This window comes from Streptomyces pactum (assembly GCF_016031615.1).
Lineage (GTDB): Bacteria > Actinomycetota > Actinomycetes > Streptomycetales > Streptomycetaceae > Streptomyces > Streptomyces pactus.
This window is the reverse complement of sequence record NZ_JACYXC010000002.1, coordinates 85,765-108,990: the sequence shown is the minus strand read 5'-3', so window position 1 is coordinate 108,990 and position 23,226 is coordinate 85,765. Positions and strand designations below refer to the sequence as shown.

Here is a 23,226-nt window from a genome sequence, read left to right as displayed (position 1 = left end):
GTGAGCGGTGTGCGTCCGGGCAGGTCATCACAGTGGGCGCGCTCCCGCACCCCGGTCGCGGGGCGTTTCGCACGCCATGATGGAGTGGCGTGAAAAGGGTGGGCGGATCCGCCTCGCGGGCCGCTCGGCGCAAGTGGCCCGCCATGCCATGGGCCGGTTCACCGGGGATTCCGGGCGATCCCCCGTGTCGCCCGGAACCGACGGCGGTCGCGGCGTCCGCATCCGTTCGGCGGCGGCTCGGACATCCGGCGACACCTGAGTATATTGGCTTCGAGCCAGTCAACGCAGGAGTTACAGGATGTCCCCCCGGAGCGCATCGGTCAATGAGGAGCTACGGCGGCGTTCCCAGGCACGCCTGCTGGAGGCGACGGTCGAGCTGGTGGACCAGCGTGGGTACGAGGCCACGACGCTGGCCGACATCGCCGACCGGGCCGGTGCGGCCCGCGGCCTGGTCTCCTATTACTTCCCGAGCAAGCGGGAGATGCTCCAGTCGGCGGTGCACCGTCTGATGCACCTGGAGCTGGCGGCCGCGCTGGAGCGGGAACCGCTGCCCGCCGACGGGCGGGAGCAGCTGGCCCGGGCGATCGACGCCATCCTGGGGCTGGCCCGGGACCGGCCGCGGCTGATGCGCACGCACATGGCGGGAATCCTCACCGCCGAGGGCTTCGTGCAGTGTCCGGAGCAGCAGAAGCTCGCGATGCTGCTCCGCCGTACGGTCGCCGCGTACGGTTCTCACAAGCCGGACACCGACTATCTGCTGCTGCGCGCCCTGCTGATGGGCGCGGTGGTGGCGATCCTGCTGCCGGGGGCGCCGATGCCGCCGGAGCGGCTGCGCGCCGAACTGTTCCACCGCTACGGGCTGGAGTGGCACCAGGGCGCCCCGCCGAGTGCGGAACCACCCAGCGGGGCGCCGGTGCTGCCGGAGGGCTGACGCCGGCGTGCGGCGTCAGCGGTGCCGGTGTGCGGCCGGTCCGGCGGTCCGGTGTCCGGCCGGTGCCGGACGGGAGCCGCCGAACCGGCCGCCGGTCACCGGTAGTCGGGCTGCGTCTGCACGTTGAGTTCGCGCAGCCGGACCCGCTCGGCGCCATCGGTGCGCCGGTCGTCGATCTTCAGGACGTCGAAGCCCTTGGCCATGTCGTTGGAGTAGATGTGGCCGTTGTAGTAGTACGCGGACCAGGAGCCCCCGCCGACCAGCCGGTCGGTGGACAGGGGGCCGCGCTCGAAGTAGCCGATCTCCTTCGGGCGGCTGGAGTCGGTGAAGTCCCAGATGGACACGCCACCCTGGTACCAGGCCTGGACCATGATGTCGCGGCCCTTGACGGGGATGAGCGAGCCGTTGTGCGCGACACAGTTCTCGGTGTCGGCCTGGTGGCGCGGGATCTTGAAGTAGCTGCGGAAGACCAGCTTGCGGTGCTTGCCCTTGCCGGTGATGTCGTAGATGCCGTCCGCACCGCGGTCCGGGCCGACCTCGGCGTTGCAGGTGGCCGCGCCGCCGCCGCCCAGCTCGTCGGTGAACACCACCTTGTCACCGCGCTGGTTGAAGGTGGCCGAGTGCCAGAAGGAGAAGTTCTCCAGGTCCTCGACGCGGTCGATGACCTTCGGCGCGGCCGGGTCGGCGATGTCCAGCAGGATGCCGTCGCCCATGCAGGCGCCCGCCGCCAGCTTCAGCTTGGGGAAGGCGGTGATGTCGTGGCAGCCGGTGGTGGGGACCATGTCCGGCTTGCTGTCGTCACCCGGGTTGCCGCCGTCCGGGAAGAGCACGGGGAAGTCGACGACGGCGGACTTCTCCGGGTTGGCGCGCGGCACCTTCACGATCGAGATGCCGTCGTGCGGCGGCTGGCAGTCGGGGAAGGCGGCGCTGGGCGCGTAGGACGAGACGTAGACGTAGACGTCCTTGCGGTCCGGCACCAGGGTGTGGGTGTGGGAGCCGCACGCGGTCTCGACGGCGGCGACGTACCGGGGGTTCCGCTTGTCGCTGATGTCGAAGACCTTGATGCCCTCCCAGGAGGACTTCTCGCTGGCCGGCTGCGTGGTGCTGTTGCAGGAGTTGTCGCTGCGCGAGGAGTCGGTGGAGAGGATGAGCAGGTCGCCCGAGACGGCCACGTCGTTCTGCGCCCCGGGGCACAGCACCTGGCTGACGGTCTTCGGCCGCTTCGGGTCGCTCACGTCGAAGATGACGAAGCCGTCGTAGTTGCCGGCGAAGGCGTACTTGCCCTGGAAGGCGAGGTCGGAGTTGGTCCCCTTCAGCGCCTGCTTGGGGATGTTCGCCAGGTGGGTGACGTTGTCGCTGTGCACCACCTGGTCCACGCCGGGTATGTCACCGCTGTCGATGGCGTCCTGGACCTCGGTCTTCTGGGCCTCGGTCACGGGCCTGCTCTCCCGGCCGTTGCCCGGGTCGGGCGAGGCGATCGCCGGACCGGCCGTGAGCAGGGAAGCCACCAGGCCGAACGCGGCGGCGGCCGCGCCTAGATATCTGTGTCGCGTCGATGGTCGGTGCCATGACTTCACTGCGTACTCCCTCAAGGTCATTCGGAGTTGAACCGTTCACGGCCCTCGGCAGTATCGCGCCACACATGTACACAACAACAGATGGCAACACACACGTAATGAACTTTTCTGATCACGATCAGCCAGGGACGTGCTAGTACGGTCACTGTCATGGACCCGCTTGCCGGATCCCTCCCTGTTGTGGCTGGAGGTCGCAGTGTTCAACCGTCGGACGACGGCACGCCGGGGCGTATCCGCGCCGGCCGCGGCGCTGGTGCTGGCGGCGCTCGCCCTGACCGGCTGTGAGTCGGGCGGCGACGGGGAGCCGGAGGGCCGCGACGGCTCCCCCGCCGTGATCGCCCCCGGTCTTCCCGGCGAGCCGGCGAAGACCCTGTCCGCCGGGGAGGCCGCCCGGGCGGGTGACGACGACACCCCCAACTCGGCCGACTTCGGCTACGTCCGGATGATGATCGAGCACCACCGGCAGGCCCTGGTGATGACCCAGCTCGCCCCCGACCGGGCGAAGTCCGGGCAGGTGAAGAAGCTCGCCGAGCGCATCGCCGCCGGCCAGGGTCCGGAGATCACCGCCATGGAGGGCTGGCTCACCAACCACGCCGACCACGACAAGGGCGGTCACGACGGGCACCGGGACCACGCGTCGATGCCCGGGATGGCCAGTGCCGAACAGCTGGACGAGCTGCGGGCGGCACGGGGCGAGGCGTTCGACCAGCTCTTCCTGGACCTGATGATCACCCACCACCAGGGGGCGGTCACCATGGCCACCGATGTGCTGAAGTCGGGCAACAACGTCCTGGTGGAGGAGATGGCCGGCGACGTCATCTCGCAGCAGAGCATCGAGATCCGCCGGATGCGGGAACTCCGGTGACCACCGGCGCCGGCCCCGGGGGGACCGCCGTGTGGCGGGCGGCCGGCCGGGGCGGCGTCCGCCGGTGCCGGACCCGCCCGCGCCGGGTGCGTCCGGCGCCGGGTGCACCCGGCGCGGGCCGGATCAGCCGCCGAGCCGTCCGGCCTGCCGGGCGGCGGCCCGCAGCACGCTGTCGAGCAGTCCGGGGAAGAGGGTGTCCAGGTCCGCGCGGCGCAGGGCGTTCATCTTCGCGGTGCCCCGGTACACCTGGTTGATCACCCCGCTCTCCCGCAGCACCCGGAAGTGGTGGGTGCTGGTGGACTTGCTGACCGGCAGGTCGAAGACCGAACAGGACAGCTCCCCCGGTTCCTCGGCCAGGGTGCGCACCACCTTGAGCCGCATCGGATCGGAGAGCGCGTGCAGCACCGCCTCCAGGCGGATGTCCGCGGTGTCGGGGTGTTCCAGCAGGCGGCCCTGCGGGGTCGCCTCGGGGGTCGTGGTCCGGGTCGGCACAGCCGCTCCTCGCTGATCGCTGCGGGCACTCGTACGAGAGTCATCGTACTTCGACACACCGCCGGGTGGTGCCGGCCCGGCGGCTCCGGTCCGGTGCCGTCGCCGTTCGGTGTCGGTGCGGCGGTACGCGCGGGGGCGGGAGGCCGCCGGCGGGACAACGGCCCACCGGGCCCGCTCCCCCGCCGGTGCCGTGGCCCGCCCCGTACTGCGGACCCGGCCCGCCGTACGGGGCCGGCTCCGCCCGGGGGCGCGGTGACCGTCCGGGCGGCGGGGACCCGTCCTGGCGGCGAGGCGGCTGCCCGGGTGCGAGGGGCCGCCCCGCGGCGAGGGGCGGGCCGCGTCACCCGGCGCGGCGGTCGATGCGCAGCACGTCCTGGTCGTGGGTCATCGTGAAGCCGCCCGCCGGGTCGGAGAAGTGCCGCCGCACGTACCGCTCCACCTCGTCCGGATCCGGGAGCGGGACGCCGGGCGGTTCGGTCGGTACACAGAGGTGGAACTCGGCGACCTCGACGGTCTCGCGCAGATCGGTGCCGTGGTAGCGGGCCGGGAGGGTCTCCAGCGTCACCGGGCCGACCGCGGGGGACCCGGCGGCGGTCAGCTCGTCGGCCAGCTCCGCCAGGTCGAAACGGGAGCCGGTGAACTCCCGCACCATGCGCATGCAGGCGTTCTCCGGGTTCTGCAGCAGCACCAGCAGGCTTCCGCCCGGTTCGACCCACTCCAGGATGCGCAGCACGGTGGCCAGCCACTGCGGGCGCGGCACGTAGTACAGGACGTGGCCGAGCAGGGCCAGATCGGCGGAGACGCCCGGTTCCGCCTCCAGCACCGGCTCCGCAAGCACCTGAGCACCGGGGCAGTTGCGACGCAGCGCGCGCCGCATGGGCTCGCTGGGCTCGATGCAGACGGTGCGCTCGAAGGCCGGGGCGAGGTGCCGGGTGGTCCCGCCGTCGGCCGGCCCGACGTCGAGCAGCACCCGCCGGGCGGGGAGCCGCCGCACCACCCCGTCGAGATAGGTGTGGGTCACCGCCTTCTCGTCGGTGCCGGCCAGGAACCGGCCGAGGGCGTGCCGGTACGCCTCCCCCTCGACACTCAGCTGCCGGCTCCCCCCGGTCTGGTGCGGGGCCATCCTCAGCTCCTCTCACGGGCCGTCGCCACGGGCGGCGGTGGATCACGGGGTCGCCACGATGGCACAGCAGCCCGGCGCGCCGGCGGTCCCGGCGCACCGGTGAGGAGGTGAAGGGCGGGCGCACGGAAGCTCGGATTCCGCGGTGGGTGGGGCGGGCGCCCCGGGGCGCGGTGGCCCTGCCGCGGACCCCGGGGCGCGGTGGCTCTGCCGCGAGGCCTGGGGGCGCGGCCGCGGACACGGGTCCCAGCGGCCCGGGGCGCCGCGCCGGGCGCGGGCACCGGCACCGGGCACCGCCGTACGGCGGACGGGCGGCCCGGCGTCAGACGGACCGGAGGTACTGCGGCGGAACGGCGACGGAACCGCCGAGCTCCCGGGCGGCCCGGCGCGCCCAGGAGGGGTCGCGCAGCAGTTCCCGGCCGAGCAGGACCGCGTCGGCCTCGCCGTTGAGCAGGATCTTCTCCGCCTGCCGGGGCTCGGTGATGAGTCCGACGGCGGCCACCGCCAGGTCGCTCTCGGCCCTGACCCGGGCCGCGAACGGGACCTGGTACCCGGGTCCGGTCGGAATGCTGACCCGGGCCGCGTTGCCGCCGGTGGAGACGTCCAGCAGATCCACGCCGTGCTCCTTGAGCAGCCGGGCCAGCCGCACCGTCTCGTCCGCGGTCCAGCCCTCGCCCGCCCCGTTCTCGGTGAGCCAGTCGGTGGCCGAGACCCGGAAGAACAGCGGCAGTTCGCGGGGCCAGACCGCCCGCACCGCGTCCACCACCTCCAGGGCGAAGCGGGTGCGGTTCTCGAAGGACCCGCCGTAGGCGTCGGTGCGCCTGTTGCTGTGCGGGGAGAGGAACTCGCCGATGAGGTAGCCGTGCGCCCCGTGGATCTCCAGCACCTCGAACCCGGCGTCCAGCGCGCGGCGCGCGGCGTCCGCGAACTCGCCGACGATGCCGGCGATCCGGTCGGTGGACAGCGCGACCGGCACCGGGTACCCCTCGTCGAACGGCACCGGGCTGGGGGCGAGCGTGGTCCAGCCGTGCCCGTCGGGGCCGACGGGTCCGCCGCCCTGCCACGGCCGGCCGGTGGACGCCTTGCGCCCGGCGTGCCCGAGCTGGATGCCGGGTACGGTCCCCTGTTCCTTGAGGAAACGGGTGATCCGGCGGAACGCCGCCACCTGCCGGTCGTTCCAGATGCCCAGGTCCGCGATGCTGATCCGGCCCTCCGGGGAGACGGCGGTGGCCTCGACCAGGATCAGGCCGGTGCCTCCGGTGGCGCGCGCGGCGTAGTGCGCGAAGTGCCAGTCGTGCGGCACACCGGCCTCCGGCCCGGTCACCTCGGCGCAGTACTGGCACATCGGCGCCATCCAGACCCGGTTGGGAATCGTCAACGACCGGAGGGTGCACGGTTCGAAGAGCGCGCTCACGTAAGGACTCCTTGTTCGCCCGGTGCGGGACTCGGCCACGCTTGGTCCGGTGGTTACCGTACTACGACGCTCATCGAATTACGACACCACTCGTACAAGTGGCTGCCGGCGGTGTCCGGACCGCTTCCGCTCCCCTCCCCCGGCACCTGACACCCGGCACCGGGACCGGGACGGCGGGGCGGGGCCGGGCCGCCGGCGGCCCCATGGCGCGGCGGGTCCGGGCGGGGGATGCGGCGTTCCGGCGTCGCGGTGCGGCCGGCGGACGGTGGCCGGGCGAGGGCTCACCCGCTGAGCCGATAGAGTGACGGATCGTGGCTGCGCGACGACCGTTGAACGAAATCGTAGAACCGGGCTGGGCCAAGGCACTGGAGCCGGTGGCCCACCGCATCGCCGCGATGGGCGACTTCCTGCGCGCCGAGATCGCCGCGGGCCGGACCTATCTGCCGGCCGGCCCGCACGTCCTGCGCGCCTTCCAGCAGCCGTTCGACGACGTGCGGGTGCTCATCGTCGGCCAGGACCCCTATCCGACCCCCGGGCACGCCGTGGGGCTGAGCTTCTCGGTCGCCCCGGACGTCCACCCGCTCCCCGGCAGCCTGGAGAACATCTACCGCGAACTCCACGCCGACCTGGGGCACCCGCGGCCGTCCAACGGCGACCTCACCCCGTGGACCCGCCAGGGCGTGCTGCTGCTGAACCGGGCGCTCACCACCGCGCCGCGCCGGCCCGCGGCGCACCGGGGCAAGGGCTGGGAGGAGGTCACCGAGCAGGCCATCCGGGCGCTGGTGGCGCGCGGCCGGCCGCTGGTGGCGATCCTGTGGGGGCGGGACGCCCGCAACCTCCGCCCGCTGCTCGGTGACGTGCCGAGCGTGGAGTCCGCCCACCCGTCCCCGATGTCGGCCGACCGCGGCTTCTTCGGCTCCCGGCCGTTCAGCCGGGCCAACGACCTGCTGGTACGGCAGGGTGCGGCGCCGGTGGAGTGGCGGCTGCCCTGAACCGTCCCTTGAGGGGCGATCCGGCGGCCGGGCGGTACCCTGCCCGTCATGACCACACATCCGAACACTCCTGCGGGTTGGTACGCCGACCCGCAGGGCACCCCCGACCTGCTGCGCTGGTGGGACGGTACGCGGTGGACCGAGCACACCCACCCCGGCCGGCCCGGCCAGGCACCGCAGCAGCCGGTCGCGGACCCGGCGAAGATACAGCGCCAGGTGCAGCAGCAGGCGGGCGTGGTGCAGCCCGGGGCCGGCGGGGGCACGCTCTTCACCGAGCCGGTGCTGGTCGTGAACCAGAAGGCCAAGCTCATCGAGCTCACCAATGAGTACGGAGTGTTCGACCAGCAGGGCCGCACGCTCGGCTCGGTGGTCCAGGTCGGCCAGTCCACGCTGAAGAAGGTCGCCCGCTTCGTCTCCAGCCTCGACCAGTTCATGACCCACCGGCTGGAGATCCGGGACGCGCAGGGCCAGCCGCACCTGGTCCTCACCCGCCCCCGCAAGTTCGTGAAGTCCCGGGTGATCGTGGAACGCCCGAACGGGCAGCTGGTGGGCGAGATCGTCCAGCAGAACGCCATCGGCAAGATCAACTTCTCGATCGAGGCCAACGGGCAGCGGGTGGGCGCCATCAAGGCGGAGAACTGGCGCGCCTGGAACTTCTCCATCGTGGACCACACCGACACCGAGATCGCCCGGATCACCAAGACGTGGGAGGGCCTGGCGAAGACCATGTTCACCACGGCCGACAACTACGTGCTCCAGATCCACCGGCAGCTGCCCGACCCGCTGCTCAGCCTGGTGGTGGCGACCGCGCTCACCGTGGACACCGCCCTGAAGCAGGACGCCCGCGGGTTCGGCTAATCCCGTGACCTCCATGGACAGCCCTGTTCCGGGCCGGACGACGGGCGGCACGGCCGGCCGGGGTGCGCCGGTGTCCCGCTCCGGTCACGTCCTGGGTGTCGATTCCGGCGGCTCCGGGCTACGGATCGCCGTCGCCCGCGCCGACGCGCCCGGCGAGCCCCTGGTGTGGTCCTCGGCCGAGCCGGTCGTCGTCGGCGCACGGGGGATCGACGCCGCGGACCTGCTGGCCCGGGTGGTGCCGGCCGCCGGCGACCTGCTGCGGCAGGCCGGGGCCGGCTCCCTCGCCGCGGCCTGTGTGGGCGCGGCCGGCATGGCGACCCTCGGCGACGATCTGCGCGCCACCCTGCCGAAGGCGCTGGCCGACGCGTTCGGCGTGCGCCGGCTCGCGCTGGCCGCCGACGGCGTCACCGCGTACGCCGGTGCGCTGGGACAGCGGCCCGGCGCCGTCGTCGCCGCGGGCACCGGCCTGATCGCCCTGGGCACCGCCCCCGGAGGCGGCTGGCGGCGGGCCGACGGCTGGGGCCATCTGCTGGGCGACTGCGGCAGCGGGGCCTGGATCGGGCGCGCCGGGCTGGAGGCGGCGATGCGGGCCCACGACGGGCGGCGCGGCGGGTCACCGGCCCTGCTGGCGTGCGCCGAGAAGATGTTCGGCCCGGCCGGTGAACTGCCCGGCGTGCTCTATCCTCGCCCGGACCGGCCGGCGGTGCTGGCGTCCTTCGCCCCCGAGGTCGGCCGGTGCGCGGAGGACGGCGACCCGGTCGCGGTGGCGGTGCTGCGGGACGCGGCCCGGCACATCGCCGAGGCGGCGGAGGCGGTCTGTCCGCCCGCGCCGGCGGCCGCGCCCGGTGCGGACGGTTCCCCGGCGGACACCCCCGGGCCCGGCTGTGCGGTGGCGCTCACCGGTGGGCTGTTCCGGATGGGCGAGGTGCTGCTCGCCCCGGTCCGCGACGAGCTGGCCACCCGGCTGCCGCACGCCGAACCGCGGGCGGCGGCGGGCGATCCGCTGGCCGGGGCGGTGGGCATCGCCGCCGCGCTCGCCACCGGCACCCTGCGGCTGCCCCCGGACCCGGCCCTGCTGCACATCCTCTGAGCGCCGGCGGCCTTCCGCGCCCCGCCCCGCGCCCCTCGTGGGCGCTCCGGACCGCGCCCTCGCACACGCTCCGGACCGCGGCACCGCCCCGCGCCTCGTGAGCGCTCCGGACCGCGGCACTGCCGGCCCCGGATCACGGCCGGGCCACCGGCCCCCGCCCCCGCGGACACGAGGACCCACATCGCCCGGGAGCCGGACGTCGGCATGACACGGGGATCCGTCCCGCGGACGGACGACCCGCATCGCCCGGGAGCCGAGCGTCGGCATGGCGCAGGGCTCCGTCCTGCGGACCGGGCACACACGGCGGCGGCGCGATGCGGAGGGCACGGCGCCGGACCCCGCTCTGCCGCCCCGGCCGCAACCTCGCCGGACGGCCGACCGAGCGACTGCCGGGCGACCGCGCCGGCGGCTGCCCTGCGAATGCCCGGCGTGTGCCGACGGGCCGTCACCCGCCCCGGGCGGTGCGGGCGGCACCGGTACGGGCCACCGCGCGCCCCGTACCGGTGCCGCCCGCCGGTCAGCGGTCGCCGGTCACCGGTCGCTGGTCGCTGGTCGCCGGTCGCCGGTCGCGTCCGCCGGGGCGCCGCCGGGGGCCGGTTCCGCGCTCCGGCGCCGCCGGCCGGCGACGGTCCACGCCGGCGGCTCCCCCGCAGGTCAGCCTTCTGGGGGCCGGGGCCGGCGGCGAGACCGGAGGATGCGGTTCCGTTGGTTGCCGGTGCACACAATCCGGCATAGCGGGACGTTCGACTCCCAGCCGCCCCCTCCCCGTTCGCCGGGCGGCGGGAACGACTAACATGCGGCGCCATGAGCTCCCCCACCGGGCCCGCACCCGGCCTGCCTGTACGAACGCCTCGTCCCCGCCAGACCGGACGGCACCGCCGGCCGGAGCCCGCGGCGGCGCCCGTTGGCGCGCCCCCGCTGGTGCTGGCCGTCCCGGGGGCGCCCGACGCGTCCTCGCGCGGACTGGCGGAGGAGATCCTCAGCATCGCCCGCTCCGAGCTGCCCGGCCTCGATGCCCGGATCGGCTGGGCCGAGGGTGCCGACGCGGAGTTCCCCGGGCTGGCCGACGTACTGCGGCAGGCCGGCGCGGAGCGCGAGGACCGGGTGCGGCGGGCCGAGCAGGCGGCGGAGGCCGCCGCCGAGGAGCTGCGGGCGATCGCGGAGGCCGAGGGCGTGGACCCGGCCGAGATCCCGTTCGACGACAGCGGGGCCCGGGCCGCCGCGGAGGGCCCCGGGGCCGTCGTGGTGCCGCTGCTGGCCGGCCCGGACGCCCAGCTGCTGACCGCGATACGTGACGCCGTCGCGGACGGCGACTGCGCCCCCGCGGTCACCGATGTGCTGGGCCCCCACCCGCTGCTCGCCGAGGCGCTGCACGTACGCCTCTCCGAGGCGGGGCTGGCGCGTGCCGACCGCGCGCGGCTGTTCACCGTGGCCACCGCCGCCGACGGCATCATCCTGGCCACCTCCGGCGGCCAGGAGGCCGCCCGGGCCGCCGGCATCACCGGGATGCTGCTCTCCGCGCGACTGGCGGTGCCGGTGCTGGCCGCCGCCCTGGACGAGCCGGGCGAGGTGGTGCGGGTCGCGGAGCAGCTGCGGTCCGCCGGCTCCGCGCGCCTGGCGCTGGCCCCCTACCTGATCGGCCCCGAGGTGGCCGGGGGGCTGCCGGACACCGCCGCCGAGGAGGCGGGCTGCTCGGCCGCCGAGCCGCTGGGCGCCTACCCCGCGGTGGGCAAGCTGGTGCTGTCGCAGTACGCGGCGGCGCTCGGTATCGCCCTGCAGTCGGGCCACCAGGGCGCGCCGCTGGGCTGACCCCGGCCCACCGCCGGCCCCGCCGGCCGGCCACAACGGCGAAGGGGGCCCTGCCGCGATCGCGGCAGGGCCCCCTTCGCCGTGCTCCCGGCGCCGGACCGGTCAGACCCCGACCAGCGGGGAGGGCCGGGAGCTGCGCAGGGGCGCGGACAGCTCGGCCAGGGTCCGCTCCAGCCCGTGGAGATGGGCGAGCGCGGACTCCGGCACCGACCGCGGCTGCCCGGCGGCCACCGCGTCCGCGCCCCCGGCCTGCCCGGCCCCGGCACCGTCGGCCGGCACCGGCCCGGCCGTGACGAGCGGGCTCGTGATGACGTCCGCCGCGATGGTCCCGGCCGGGACGGGCCCGGGCCCGGCGGTCCCGGCCGCGGTGGTCCCGGTCGCGGCCGGGACGGCGTGGTGTCCGGCGGCGGGACGGACCGCGGCCACCGCGGGGGCCTGGGCCGCGGGGCGTACCGCCCCGGCGACGGGTGCCGGGCCGGCCGGGCGGACCGCTCCCGGCGTGGTGAGCGCCTCCACCGCGGCCTCCACCCGCCGGCACGCGTCGGCGAGCCGTGCGTCGTGGGACGCCTCCGGGTCGGCGGCGACGGAGGCCAGCCCCCGCACCTCGCGCGCGCAGTCGTCGAGCAGTGCCAGGATGCGGCGGGCCTTGGCCTTGCGGGCCCGCAGCGGGCTGAGCGGGTGGACCAGCGGCGCCAGCGACAGCCGGACCCGGCCGAGCAGCGCCTCCAGCTCGGCGACCTTGTTCGCCGGGTCCGCGCCCGGGGAGCCGGCCAGGCGGGCGGCGGCCTCGGCGGCGCAGGCGTGCACGCAGCGCAGCGCGCGCTGGATCCAGGCGTCGGTGGTGGCGTGCGTGGTGACCGGGAGGACCACCAGCACCGCCAGGGCCGCGGCGGCGGCCCCGACCCCGGTCTCGGTGAGCCGCAGCAACAGCAGCCCGGTGTCCAGGACCCCCAGCAGCCCGTAGAGCAGACCGGCCATCACCGTCACCGCGTGCATCATCCAGGTGTAGGAGACGGGGGCGGTGTAGAAGATGCCGAAGACGCACACCGCGACCAGCGCGGCGGTGGGCACCGGGGCGCCGTCCAGCGGGACGGCGACGAGCATGCCGGCCACGATGCCGGTGACCGTGCCCAGGACCCGTCGGAAGCCCCGGACCAGCGTCTCGCCGCGGGAGGCGGTGTTCACGAACACCCACCAGACCGTGCCCACCGCCCAGTACCAGCGCTCCTGGGACAGCAGCTGGCCCACTCCCAGGGCGAGGGCGCCGCCGACGGCCATCTGGACGGCCTGGCGGGTGGTCGTCCGGCCCAGGCCGGTGCCGTCCGGCGGGGCAACGGCGGCCGGCGGGGGCAGCCGCCGCTCGTAGCACCACAGGCCGAAGCGGACGGCCGCCGCGGCCAGGAGGGCGAGCAGCTGGGCCGAGTACAGCTCCGGCAGCTGCTCCGGCACGGTGTGCAGGAACTGCGCGGTGAAGAACGCCATGAAGGCGAAGACACCCAGGGAGTGGCCGCGCGGGCCCCAGCGCCGGGCGTACACCCCGGCGGCGGCGACGGCGATGAAGGCCGTGTCGCGGGCCCAGGGGTGGTCGTGCAGCAGTGCGGCGAGGGTGAGTACCGGCAGACCGGCGACGGGCAGCAGCGCGGTGGTGATCGCCTGGTCCCGGACCGTGGTGTCCAGGACCGTGAACAGGGCCAGCAGCGCGGCGAGCCCGCCGGCGATCAGTGCCGGGACCGGGTGCCCGGTGACCCCGCACAGGGCCACCGCCGAACCGATGCCGAGGACGGACCGGGTCGCGCTGCGCAGCCGCAGCAGTCCTGGGTCCGGAGCCACGAACATCCTCTTGAGCACTGCTTCCCACCCCTTCGTCGTCATGGACACGAAAAAGGCGCCGCGGGGGTTCCGCAGCGCCATCGACCTCCCCATGACACCACCCGGCACGCCACTGGCACAAGCCGCACACCATTGACTGCGCCATTGGCCCACATCGGCCCGCTGTCCCCGGCCGGGCACCGGGCCAACGGACCAGTACGGCCCGGTACGACCCGGTATCCCCGGGAGCGGGCCGGCCCGTACCCGGCCCGGTAGCTGCCGGTGCCGGGGTCCGCCGCCCCGGCCCGGGTAGAGTCACTGTCCCCTGCACCGCGGCGGGAACGGCCGCGGTGACCGTGAAAGGCCGGTGCACCATGGCGGTGGTGGACGCGCTCGACGCGCGCATCCTGCGGATGCTGCTGGAGCAGCCGCGTACCAGTGTGCGGGAGTACGCGCGGCAGCTGGGAGTCGCCCGGGGGACGCTCCAGGCCCGGCTGGACCGCCTGGAGCGGGAGGGCGTGATCACCGGCAGCGGGCCGTACCTGTCGCCGGCCGCCCTGGGCCATCCGGTGCTGGCGTTCGTGCACATCGAGGTCACACAGGGGCACCTGGACGAGGTCGGTGACGCCCTGGCGGCGGTGCCGGAGATCATCGAGGCGTTCTCCATCACCGGGGCGGGAGATCTGCTCACCCGGGTGGTGGCGCGGGACAACGCGCACCTGGAGGACGTGGTGCAGCGGCTGATCCGGCTGCCCGGGGTGGTGCGCACCCGTACCGAGATAGCGCTGCGCCGCCGGGTGGCCTACCGGGTGCTGCCGCTGGTGGAGGCCGTCGGCCGGGCCGCGGCGGCCGAGGCCGGGCAGCCCCGCCGCAGGGTGTGACGGAACGCCTTGGCATGCTGGTCGGATGAGCAGCACGGCCCGTACCCCGACCGGTCCCTCCGCCCCTCCCGGCTCCGGCGCCGCCGCGGTCGTCTTCGACCTGGACGGCACCCTGGTGGACAGTGAGCCGCTGTACTTCGAGGCGGGGCGACGCACCCTCGCCGGCCACGGCGTGACCGGCTTCGACTGGGAGGACCACACCCGTTTCATCGGGATCGGCACCCGCCAGACCCTCACCACGCTGCGCGCCGAGTACGGCATCGAGGCGCCGGTGGAGCAGCTGCTGGCGGAGAAGAACCGGCACTACCTGGAGCTCGCCCGGGGCGGCACCGAGGTCTTCCCGCGGATGCGCGCGTTCGTGGAGCGGCTGCACGCCGCCGGTCTCCCGATGGCCGTCGCCTCCGGCTCCTCCCGGACGGCGATCGACGCGGTGCTGACCGCGACCGGCCTCGCCGCGCTGCTGCCGGTCTTCGTCTCGGCCGAGGAGGTGGCGCACGGCAAGCCGGAGCCGGACGTGTTCCTGGAGGCGGCCCGCCGGCTGGGGGTCGAGCCCAGGCGGTGCGTGGTGGTGGAGGACGCCCCGCCGGGGGCGGAGGCGGCACGGCGCGCCGGGATGCGCTGCATCGCGGTGCCGTACGTGGCGGGGACCGTGGCGGACCCCGCGTTCGCCTCCGCCGGGCTGCTCTTCCCCGGCGGACAGGGCGAGTTCGACCCCGACGCCGCGTACGCCTGGGTGACCGGCGGGTCCTGACGCCCCGGCGGGCCGCGGTGCGCGGGGACGACGGCCGGACGCGGCGGCGGGGGCGCGGGACCGCGCGCGGAGCGGCAACGGTGCGCGGCGGCCCGGGTGCGCCCCGTTCCCGATGAGCGGTGCTTCCCCGGCGGGCCGTGCGGCCGGCGTGCCGGCGTGCCCGGCGTCGCCTGACCGCCGGGCAGGGCCCTCCCGCGACGGCGGGCGGCGGGCGGCACGGGTCGGTGGCGCGGAACGGTGCCGAGGTGCCCACTCCGGGCCGTCGGCGGTCGGCCCGCGGCGTCCGGCGACGACCGGCAACGGGCGACGGGCCGTCCCGCGTACCGCCGCGGCGGGACCGCCGGGCTCCGCACCGCGGGCGGGTCCCCGTGGAAACTCCGTTGCGGTGCCGGGCGGACGCTCCCTACGGTCGGCCCATGCTGCCACCGGTGGAGACCGAAGAGGACTGGGACACCGTCGTCCGCGACGAGGCGTCGCTGAGCCCGGGGGTGGCCGATCTGTGCGCCCGGCTCGGGCTGGCCGGCGCGCCCGCGACACGGTTCGCCGAGGGGACGCAGCCGGTCTACGCCGTCGGCGCGGAGCACGCCCTCAAGCTGTTCCCGGCCCCGGCCGCGGCCGACGGGGTCCGCGAGGCGCGGGTGCTGTCCTTCCTGCGGGGACGGCTGCCGGTCGCCACCCCCGAGCCGCTCGCCGCCGGGGAGTACCACAACGGCTGGCGCTACGTGCTGATGTCCCGGCTGCCCGGCACCGGCCTGGCCCCCGCCTGGGCAGGCCTCTCCCCACCGGACCGGGAGCGGATCGTCACCGAGGCCGGGGAGGTGCTGGCGGCCCTGCACGCGCTGGATCCCGGGCCGCTGGGCGGCGCCCTCGGCCCCGGCGACTGGGGGGCGTTCATCGACCGGCAGCGGGCGGGCACGGTGGCGCGGCAGCGGAGCAGGGGGCTGCCGGACGCCTGGCTGGAGCAGATCCCCGGATTCCTGGCATCGGTGGAACTGCCGCGCGCGCCGCGCCCCACCCTGCTGCACACCGAGTTCATGCGCGAGCACCTGCTGGTCGATCCGGCCGGCCGGCGGCTGACCGGGCTGTTCGACTTCGAGCCGGCGATGATCGGCGACCCGGCCTACGACTTCGTCGGGGTCGGCCTCTTCGTGACCCGCGGGGACGCCCGGCTGCTGGGCCGGTTCACCCGGGCGTACGGACGGGCCCTCCCGCCGGAGACCCTGCTGGCGTACACGCTGCTCCATGTATACAGCAACCTCCCGTGGTACCTGAAGGAGCTGCCCGCGCCCCCCGACGGCACCCTTCCGGCGCTGGCCGCCGGGTGGTTCGGCACGGCCTGACCGGCGCGCCGGACCGGACACGGACAGCCGCGGTCACGGACCGGTCGGCGGCGGACGCGTGACGGCCGGGCGCCCACCGGCGGGGCAGGCGGATGCGGCCCGGGCGGACGGACGCCTGCGGGCCGGACACGGACCGGCCGGGCCGGCGGCGCAGCACCTCGGTGCACCGGGCACGCCGGGGCACGCGACCGCCGCGGCCACCCCGGCGGGCCCGGCCGGCGGGTTCCGCGTCCGGCGTCCGGCGTCCGGCGTCCGGCGTCCGGCGTCCGCGGAGTCAGCCGGCGAGGAAGGAGAGCCGCACCTGACGGCGGGGGTTGTCCCGGTTGGTGTCCGGCAACTCCGTTCAGGCAACCCGCAGCGCTACCGGGCCTCGCCAGGTCCCGTCCTGGTGGGCGGCCCAGCACGCGGGTGCCGGTGGGCGCCGGCGGGTGCTCGACCGGTTGAGGTCGGCCCGCATCGCATCGCCGCCGCGCTTCACGTCGTCCCGATCACGCACGAGCGATCACCACGTGCGAGAGGGTGGGCCGGGGACGCTCAGCACAAGCGCCGCGGCGAGTATCTGCGGCGGCTTCGTGGACATCGACTGCTGCTGGTCGAGCAGTGCGAGACGCCTTCGGAGCCGTACATCGAGCCCGGCAGCCTTGCGGCGGAGGCTCGCGGAGGACTCCTTGGGCTTCTCCCCTCTCCGTTCCTTCTCGAAGGCCGCCGCAGCGTCGAGGAGCAGCCGCTCCTTCTCGGAGGTCAGGCGCTTGGTCACCAGTTCACGGGTCCTGACCAACTCCGCCAGGCGACGGGGTTGGACCTCGGCCAGATACGCGGGAAGCCGGTTGGCGATGATCCAGCTGGTCGCCTTGGCCTCGGCGTCCGCGAGCCAGGGAAGGCCGCACGCGATGTCGGCCGACGCGCCGTCAGGCGCATCGGCGCAGTCGAGGTAGGGCGCGGGGCCGGCCGGCCGCACAGTACCGCGGCTGTCGACGTAGACGTAGGCGAACCGTCGGGCCACCGACGCACCGGTGGCATCCGCGACCTCTTCGACCATCCCGACGAGGAGGTGCGGTTCTTCGAGGGTGGCCGAGACGAGGACGGTGCCCCGGTTGAGTGCGCCCTCGAAGGTCCGGATGGTCTCGGCCATCACGGCGTCGTGCAGCGGGTGGCCGGGGACGAGCAGGTCGACGTGGGCGCGGGCGTCGGGCCGGACATGGTCGAGGTCGAAGGTGACGTGATCGTAGCTGGTGGCGATGGGCCCGTTGCCTGCCGAACGGACGCGCTGCGGCACGTGGGCTATCTCGTGGCGCCCCTGTTCACGCGCGACGATCCGGCCGCCGAACCGGGCGAAGGCGCCCTTGAAGAGCGATGCGATGTCGTGGGGCTGAAGACGTCGGGCGCGGGCTTCGTCCATCGCGACGCGCAGGGCGCGGAGATCGGCGTCCGAGAAGCGCTCCACAGCGAGCGCACGCTCGTCCAGGAGGTCCTTGAGGCCCTCTCCGACGGTGGTGTCGATGACCTCGTACATCCGGTTCCTGACAGCTGGCTGCTCACCGTACTGGATGGCGTCGAGGAGCAGGTCTCGCAGCGGGGTCTCGGCGAACGCCTGCCCCAGGACGTCGAAGACCTTCCCGCCGTACGTCTCGCGCATCTGGTCGAGCTTCTCCAGCAGGCGCGTGAAGACCTCACCCTCGCGGGTGTTGGAGGCGACGAGGTTCCAGAGCCGGCAGACCTCCTCCTGGCCGATGCGGTGGATGCGGCCGAAACGCTGCTCGATGCGGTTGGGGTTCCAGGGCAGGTCGTAGTTGACCATCAGGTGTGCGGCCTGCAGGTTGAGTCCCTCGCCGGCGGCGTCGGTGGCGAGCAGGATCCGCACCTCACGGTTCTTGGTAAACTCCTCGGTTATCTGCCGCCGCTCCACCCGGCCTACGCCGCCGTGGATGGCCCTGACGGCACCGGGCTCGCCCAGCAGCGACCCGATCTTGTCCTGCAGGTAGCGGAGGGTGTCGCGGTGCTCGGTGAAGATGATGAGTTTCCGGGGCCGGCCGTTGGCGTCCGTCACCATCGCGTGGTCGCGGAGGAGAGCGGACAGCTCGGTCCACTTGCGGTCCGTACCTGCCTCCCGGACCCGCTGTGCCGTCTTCACCAACGCCCTCAGCTCGATGAGCTCGGCGTCGAGCTCCTCGACCGTCTCCGCCGCGGTCGCGGCATCGAGCAGCTCCTCCTCCAGCTTTTCGATCTCTTCGGCATCGAGCTCGTCGGTGTCGAAATCGGCCGGGTCGATGGTGGGCATGCTCTCGCGCGAGGTCCCGTCGAGGATCGCCTGCCTCTTGCGCTCCAGGCGCTCGGTACGCCGCACGAGGCTCCGGTGGATCGCCTCCGGGCTGGAGGCCAGGCGTCGCTGCAGAACGGTGAGCGCGAAGCCGACCGTGTTCCTGCGCCTGCCACCGATGCGGCCGGCGCGGTTCATGCCCTCGCGGACGTAGTGGGTGACGTCCTCGTACAGGTCGTACTCAAGTGCCGTGAGCTCGTAGGGGACGGTCTCCGCGATGCGCTCGGGGAAGAGCTTCCTGCCCTCGAAGGTGAGCAGGTCCTCCTTGATCATGCGCCGCATGATCCCGCTGACGTCGGCGCTCCTCCGCTGCCTGCCCTCGAACCGGTCACGGTCCAGCAGCGTGAGGAAGAGCTGGAAGTCCTCCTCCTTCCCCGAGTGCGGGGTCGCCGTCATCAGGAGCAGGTGACGGGTGATCTCGCCGAGGATCTCACCGAGCTGAAACCGCTGGGTCTTCTCCACCTTGCCACCGAAGTAGCGGGCACCCATGCGGTGCGCCTCGTCGACGACGATCAGGTCCCACTCCGTCTCCTGGAGCTGGGCCTTCAGGTGCTCGTTGCGGGAGAGCTGATCCATGCGGGCGATGAGCAGCGGATGGGTCTCGAATACGTTGACATGGGGCTGGGAGTCAATGAGCTGGTTCGTGAGCAGGTCGAAACGGAGTCCGAACTTGAAGAAGAGCTCGTCCTGCCACTGATCTACCAGGCCTCCCGGAGCCACGATCAGGCATTGCTTGACGTCATCGCGCAGCAAGAGCTCCTTGATGTAGAGGCCAGCCATGATCGTCTTTCCCGCGCCCGGATCATCGGCGAGCAGGAAGCGCAACGGTGTCCGGGGCAGGAGTTCGCCGTACACGGCGCGGATCTGGTGCGGGAGCGGCTGAACGTCGCTGGTCGCCACGGCGAGCATCGGGTCGAACAGCCCGGCCAGTGAGATCCGCTGGGCTTCCGCAGCCAGTCTGAAGTCGCCGGCGGGGGCGTCGAAGGCACGGCTGCCCCTGTGCGCGACGCCCAGCCTGTCCTCGTCCTTGCGGAAGACGACCCGCTGGTCGAGGCCGCCCCCGGCGGTCTTGTAGGTCAGCTCGACCGCGTTCGCACCGTGCCACTGCGCGGCGATGACCGTGACTGCCTCCGCCGGTATGAGTCCGCTGATCCGCAGTCCCGGCTTGAGCTCCTCCAGCAGCACGTACACACCCTCCTGCCTGGCGGCCGGCGTACGCCACTCGGAACGTTCCGGCGGTTCCCCGACCCCCGTCGACTTCGTCAACCGGGGTCGCTAATCTTCCCAGAGGTCGTGCGAGTGGCGGGGGCAATGGAGCGAGAAGCACGTCAGCACCTGCGTGGTGTGATGGAGGAGGTCAGCCGGTGGCGCAGGCTCGCGGTACGGATCGTCGAGCAGCGTGAGCCGGTCGAGACAGCGGCGGAGGACGCCGCCGGGCGGCTCCTCGGGCGCGTGACGTCACTCGGGACCGGGAGCAGCACCGCATGGCGCGTACTGCAGCTCACGCCGTCCGACACCGAGCTGGTGACCTCCCTGGCCCGACGCCGGGCTCTTCCGGAGCTCAGTACCCCTGTCCAGCAGGGCATCGACCAGTTGACCGGCGACGCGGACCGGGCGCTGACGGCCGTCCGGGCGCTGTTCGGAGCCCGCCGTCTGTTCTCGGGCAAGAGCCGCAAGAACGAAGCGGAGCAGGCTGCGGCCTACCTTGCATCGCTGCACGAGCAGGTTGCGAGCACCCGGCTCGTCACCGACCTGGAAAGCCTGGCGGCTCGGGACGGAAGTGCCATCCCCTCGGTCGGACTCCCGGACATCCTCGATGACTCTGTCGGCTTCGGCCACCGCCTCGGTGCCCGGGCCGAACTCGTCGAGCGGCGTGAACTGGATGCCGCCAGGACCGCGCTCGCCGCGATGGAGCGGGCCCTGCAGCGCGAGAACGAGTTCAGGACGGCAGTCAGCGCCGCCGGCGATGCCGTCCGGCAGGCCGAGGTGCGCAAGCTGCTCGCCGACATGCCCGTCGAACGACTCAAGGACGCAACCAACGGCCAGCTGCGCATCAACGCCCTGATCGATGCCGGAATCGGGAACGTGCAGCAGGTCCTCGACCGGAGGGCACGGATTCGATCGCTTCCCGGAGTCGGTGAGACGACGGGCACCCGGATGGTCGGCGCCGCGCGGACCATCTGGCAGACCACGCTGGACGAGATGCCGGTCCGCATCGACATCAAGAACCGGTCCCAGGCCACCACGAAACTCCTCACGGCGCTCCGGGCGTGGGACGCGGCACGCTCGATCCGCAACGCGACAGCGGACCTCGCCGCCGCCGACGCGGTACGACCGCTCCTCCAGAGTCTCGATCCCCAGGCCTCCCACGTCGTTCTTGTCCCCCAGGCCCGGACCGTCGCCGAGTTGCGTGCCGCGCTGGCGGCCGTCGAGCGCCGCGGGGCGTTGCTCAACGGTGGGGCCGACGTCGCGGACGGTGATCCCTGGGAGGACTTCAGCACCCGGCCGGCCGATTACTACGCGATGCTCGCGGAGCTCGGATTCCTGGCGGACGACGCCGAGAAGAGCCAAGGGGACCTGCCGGCCGAGATCGTCGCCGCGGTCAGGGAACTCAAGCTCGACACCAGCCACCTCAAGGCGTCTCTCCGCGGCTACCAGTCATTCGGCGCACGCTTCGCGATCGTGCAGCGGAAGGTCATCATCGGCGACGAGATGGGCCTGGGGAAAACGGTCGAATCACTTGCCGTGCTCGCCCACTTGCACGCCAAGGGCTCCTCCCATTTCCTGGTGGTGTGTCCCGCCGCCGTTGTGACGAACTGGGTGCGCGAAGTCGGGACGAAGTCCGACCTGCTCGCGTACCGCCTGCACGGGCCGGGTCGCGACGACGCCCTGAGGTCCTGGATCCGCAACGGCGGAGTCGCGGTCACCACCTACGACACCCTCGGCTGGCTGGAGGGGCGGATACCCGAACGCGCCGCACCCGCATGCCTGGTGTTCGACGAGGCGCACTACATCAAGAACCCGGATGCGCGGCGCACCCGGCGTTCCACGGCTCTCATCGACGCATCGGAGCGGGCAGTCCTCCTGACCGGCACCCCGCTGGAGAACAGGATCGAGGAATTCCGCAATCTCGTCGGCTACCTCCGGCCGGACCTGTCGGTCAGTGCCTCGGAACTCGCACCTCGCCAGTTCCGGAAGCAGGTGGCCCCGGCTTACCTGCGGCGCAACCAGGAAGACGTCCTCACCGAGCTCCCGGAGCGGGTCGAGGTCGACGAGTGGATGCCGATGTCCAGCATCGACGAGCAGCACTACCGAGCGGCTGTCATCGAAGGCAACTTCGCGGCCATGCGCCAGGCCGCCCTGCTCGCCGGCGTCAAATCCGAGAAGATGCAACGCCTCATCGACATCGTCCAGGAGGCGGAGGACAACAAGCGCAAGGTGCTGGTCTTCTCGTACTTCCGCAACGTCCTCGACGAAGTGGCGTCGGTCCTCCCGGGGAAGGTTTTCGGGCCCCTGACCGGTTCCGTATCCGCCGCGAAGCGACAGTGCATGGTCGACGAGTTCTCCCAGGCACCCCACGGGGCCGTCCTCGTCGCCCAGATCGTGGCGGGTGGCGTCGGTCTGAACATCCAGGCGGCATCCGTCGTGGTGATCTGCGAACCCCAGCTCAAGCCGACGACCGAATGGCAGGCGATCGGCCGCTCCCACAGAATGGGGCAGCTGGAGTCGGTACAGGTGCACCGTCTGCTCTCCGAAGAAGGTGTCGACCAGCGCATCATCGAGATACTGGCGCGCAAGAATCAGCTCTTCGCGGAGTTCGCCCGCGTCTCCGAAACCGCCGACAGTGCCCCGGAAGCGTTCGACATCACGGATGCTGAGCTGGCGCGGGAGATCGTGGCGGCCGAGCGTGAACGCCTGCTCACCGGCAGCTGACGGACGTGGGACACAGAGCCGGCCACGTCCGGCCGCAGCTCGACTGAGACACCGTGGCGATCTCTTCTCTCGTGTGGACCCGAGGCGGTAGCGGCCGGGCTGCGGCTCCCTCAGGACCCCACGCGCACTCCCGCGCTGGACGCACGGGCCATTCAGACGCCGGCAAGAGGGAGAGGACCAGCCGGGACGTCGCGTGGGCTGTCGTCATGGGTCGATCACGGGGATACGCCCGTTGTTGCGCGAGCTCATGCAGAGCAGGAACAGGCACAGGCCGGGTGCCCACGTGGTGGTACTTTCACCGAACCATCGACCATGAGGAGAACAGGGTGGGGAATCTCGGCGGCTACCAGTGGATGACGACCGCCGCGAAGCGAGTCGGTGGCCCCAGTGTGCTGCTCGCCGGTGTCGGCGTGCTCGGCTACCTGGCCGTACGCAGTGTCGAGGCCGGTGGAACTGCGGTGTACAAGAAGCTGCGGAGCGTATCCGAGGAGACCAGGTCAGCATCCGGCGAGGTCTTCACCGTCACCGCCGACGGCGACGACGGCAACGGTCTGACGCTCCGCGCCGGCGACGAGATCCGAGTGCTCAAGGACGTCGGCGAGGCCGTCCTCATCGAGGTGAGCGGCGGCCAGGACAACCCCTACGTGGTCTCACCGACTTTCCTGGCCTCTGTCTGCAACTGGAACGGCAAGGGGGCCTGACGTCTGTAAGGCCTACGTGTATTGACCACGAGCGTCGTGACGGTGCCGGGTCTTGATCATGGCGACGACCTCCGGTGAGGTGGAGGTGTCCGGGCTTCACACCGCACACGGAGGCTCGTGTCCCACCGTGATGCCCGGCTGGCCGTTCACGGCAGGCGGAACGGGGCCGGCCCGGCGAGCCGGTCCACGTCGACATCAAGAGGCTCCGCAACGTCTCCGACGGCGGCGGGTGGCGAACCGTCGGCAGCACGGCCGGTGACCGCAACCGCCAGGCCACCGCCAAGCGCAAGTGCTGCGCTCCGATGATCGGCTACAGCTGCATCCACTCAGCCGTCGATGACCAGTG

At 73.3% G+C, this 23,226-nt stretch carries 17 protein-coding genes; 11 read left to right on the top strand and 6 right to left on the bottom strand.

Annotation, left to right across the window (positions count from 1 at the left end; translation table 11 throughout):
• The first annotated feature begins 298 nt into the window (after nucleotides 1-298).
• Nucleotides 299-931 carry a TetR/AcrR family transcriptional regulator gene (locus IHE55_RS28900; protein ID WP_197992371.1) on the top strand — a complete coding sequence of 211 codons (633 nt, stop codon included), beginning with the start codon at nucleotides 299-301 and terminating at the stop codon, nucleotides 929-931.
• A gap of 95 nt (nucleotides 932-1,026) precedes the next feature.
• Here IHE55_RS28900 and IHE55_RS28895 read toward each other — a convergent pair whose 3' ends face one another.
• Nucleotides 1,027-2,529: an LVIVD repeat-containing protein gene (locus IHE55_RS28895; RefSeq protein WP_197992370.1), complete on the bottom strand. Its 1,503-nt coding sequence runs from the start codon at nucleotides 2,527-2,529 to the stop codon at nucleotides 1,027-1,029.
• A gap of 175 nt (nucleotides 2,530-2,704) precedes the next feature.
• Here IHE55_RS28895 and IHE55_RS28890 point away from each other — a divergent pair, with 175 nt between their 5' ends.
• Nucleotides 2,705-3,373, top strand: a complete 669-nt coding sequence (locus IHE55_RS28890; protein WP_372442802.1) for a DUF305 domain-containing protein — start codon at nucleotides 2,705-2,707, stop codon at nucleotides 3,371-3,373.
• 123 nt (nucleotides 3,374-3,496) lie between these two features.
• On the opposite strand, the gene IHE55_RS28885 is transcribed toward IHE55_RS28890, so the two are convergent.
• The 3 genes from IHE55_RS28885 to IHE55_RS28875 form a co-directional block, all read right to left on the bottom strand.
• Nucleotides 3,497-3,865: an ArsR/SmtB family transcription factor gene (locus tag IHE55_RS28885; protein WP_197992369.1), complete on the bottom strand. Its 369-nt coding sequence runs from the start codon at nucleotides 3,863-3,865 to the stop codon at nucleotides 3,497-3,499.
• Nucleotides 3,866-4,205: 340 nt separating this feature from the next.
• Complete coding sequence (locus IHE55_RS28880) at nucleotides 4,206-4,988, bottom strand: class I SAM-dependent methyltransferase (protein WP_197992368.1); 783 nt, start codon at nucleotides 4,986-4,988, stop codon at nucleotides 4,206-4,208.
• A 319-nt stretch (nucleotides 4,989-5,307) separates the two neighbouring features.
• Nucleotides 5,308-6,399 (bottom strand): NADH:flavin oxidoreductase/NADH oxidase, encoded by a 1,092-nt coding sequence (locus tag IHE55_RS28875; protein WP_197992367.1) that lies wholly within the window; start codon nucleotides 6,397-6,399, stop codon nucleotides 5,308-5,310.
• A gap of 329 nt (nucleotides 6,400-6,728) precedes the next feature.
• Here IHE55_RS28875 and IHE55_RS28870 point away from each other — a divergent pair, with 329 nt between their 5' ends.
• From IHE55_RS28870 to IHE55_RS28855, 4 genes are all read left to right on the top strand, one after another.
• A complete protein-coding gene (locus IHE55_RS28870) occupies nucleotides 6,729-7,391 on the top strand; it encodes a uracil-DNA glycosylase (protein ID WP_197992366.1) in 663 nt (220 codons plus the stop codon).
• A 48-nt stretch (nucleotides 7,392-7,439) separates the two neighbouring features.
• Nucleotides 7,440-8,249, top strand: coding sequence for an LURP-one-related family protein (locus IHE55_RS28865; protein WP_197992365.1), 810 nt, complete (start codon nucleotides 7,440-7,442; stop codon nucleotides 8,247-8,249).
• Between the two features lie 13 nt (nucleotides 8,250-8,262).
• Entirely contained in the window at nucleotides 8,263-9,339 is a 1,077-nt protein-coding gene (locus IHE55_RS28860) for an N-acetylglucosamine kinase (RefSeq protein WP_197992364.1), read from the top strand.
• 804 nt (nucleotides 9,340-10,143) lie between these two features.
• On the top strand, nucleotides 10,144-11,148 hold the full coding sequence (locus IHE55_RS28855) for a sirohydrochlorin chelatase (RefSeq protein WP_197992363.1): 1,005 nt from the start codon (nucleotides 10,144-10,146) through the stop codon (nucleotides 11,146-11,148).
• A 102-nt stretch (nucleotides 11,149-11,250) separates the two neighbouring features.
• On the opposite strand, the gene IHE55_RS28850 is transcribed toward IHE55_RS28855, so the two are convergent.
• A complete protein-coding gene (locus IHE55_RS28850; protein WP_197992592.1) occupies nucleotides 11,251-12,996 on the bottom strand; it encodes an FUSC family protein in 1,746 nt (581 codons plus the stop codon).
• A 335-nt stretch (nucleotides 12,997-13,331) separates the two neighbouring features.
• On the opposite strand from IHE55_RS28850, the gene IHE55_RS28845 reads away from it, so the two are divergent.
• The 3 genes from IHE55_RS28845 (at nucleotide 13,332) to IHE55_RS28835 (ending at nucleotide 15,929) form a co-directional block, all read left to right on the top strand.
• On the top strand, nucleotides 13,332-13,838 hold the full coding sequence (locus IHE55_RS28845) for an Lrp/AsnC family transcriptional regulator (protein ID WP_197992591.1): 507 nt from the start codon (nucleotides 13,332-13,334) through the stop codon (nucleotides 13,836-13,838).
• A 25-nt stretch (nucleotides 13,839-13,863) separates the two neighbouring features.
• A complete protein-coding gene (locus IHE55_RS28840) occupies nucleotides 13,864-14,589 on the top strand; it encodes an HAD family hydrolase (RefSeq protein WP_197992362.1) in 726 nt (241 codons plus the stop codon).
• Between the two features lie 416 nt (nucleotides 14,590-15,005).
• Nucleotides 15,006-15,929 (top strand): phosphotransferase family protein, encoded by a 924-nt coding sequence (locus tag IHE55_RS28835; protein ID WP_197992361.1) that lies wholly within the window; start codon nucleotides 15,006-15,008, stop codon nucleotides 15,927-15,929.
• A 502-nt stretch (nucleotides 15,930-16,431) separates the two neighbouring features.
• Here IHE55_RS28835 and IHE55_RS28830 read toward each other — a convergent pair.
• Nucleotides 16,432-19,512, bottom strand: a complete 3,081-nt coding sequence (locus IHE55_RS28830) for a DUF8742 domain-containing protein (protein WP_232266969.1) — start codon at nucleotides 19,510-19,512, stop codon at nucleotides 16,432-16,434.
• A gap of 45 nt (nucleotides 19,513-19,557) precedes the next feature.
• Between IHE55_RS28830 and IHE55_RS28825 the strand changes: the two genes are divergently transcribed.
• Nucleotides 19,558-22,179, top strand: a complete 2,622-nt coding sequence (locus IHE55_RS28825; RefSeq protein WP_232266968.1) for a DEAD/DEAH box helicase — start codon at nucleotides 19,558-19,560, stop codon at nucleotides 22,177-22,179.
• Nucleotides 22,180-22,505: 326 nt separating this feature from the next.
• Nucleotides 22,506-22,880 (top strand): hypothetical protein, encoded by a 375-nt coding sequence (locus tag IHE55_RS28820; RefSeq protein WP_197992360.1) that lies wholly within the window; start codon nucleotides 22,506-22,508, stop codon nucleotides 22,878-22,880.
• Nucleotides 22,881-23,226 lie beyond the last annotated feature (346 nt).

Excerpts from the sequence above, each read along its gene's own strand:
- IHE55_RS28865 (WP_197992365.1), top strand. The coding sequence starts at position 7,440 with ATGACCACACATCCGAACACTCCTGCGGGTTGGTACGCCGACCCGCAG.
- IHE55_RS28835 (WP_197992361.1), top strand. The coding sequence starts at position 15,006 with ATGCTGCCACCGGTGGAGACCGAAGAGGACTGGGACACCGTCGTCCGC.
- IHE55_RS28840 (WP_197992362.1), top strand. The coding sequence starts at position 13,864 with ATGAGCAGCACGGCCCGTACCCCGACCGGTCCCTCCGCCCCTCCCGGC.
- IHE55_RS28895 (WP_197992370.1), bottom strand. The coding sequence starts at position 2,529 with ATGACCTTGAGGGAGTACGCAGTGAAGTCATGGCACCGACCATCGACG.
- IHE55_RS28860 (WP_197992364.1), top strand. The coding sequence starts at position 8,263 with ATGGACAGCCCTGTTCCGGGCCGGACGACGGGCGGCACGGCCGGCCGG.
- IHE55_RS28845 (WP_197992591.1), top strand. The coding sequence starts at position 13,332 with ATGGCGGTGGTGGACGCGCTCGACGCGCGCATCCTGCGGATGCTGCTG.
- IHE55_RS28825 (WP_232266968.1), top strand. The coding sequence starts at position 19,558 with ATGGAGCGAGAAGCACGTCAGCACCTGCGTGGTGTGATGGAGGAGGTC.
- IHE55_RS28880 (WP_197992368.1), bottom strand. The coding sequence starts at position 4,988 with ATGGCCCCGCACCAGACCGGGGGGAGCCGGCAGCTGAGTGTCGAGGGG.
- IHE55_RS28900 (WP_197992371.1), top strand. The coding sequence starts at position 299 with ATGTCCCCCCGGAGCGCATCGGTCAATGAGGAGCTACGGCGGCGTTCC.
- IHE55_RS28855 (WP_197992363.1), top strand. The coding sequence starts at position 10,144 with ATGAGCTCCCCCACCGGGCCCGCACCCGGCCTGCCTGTACGAACGCCT.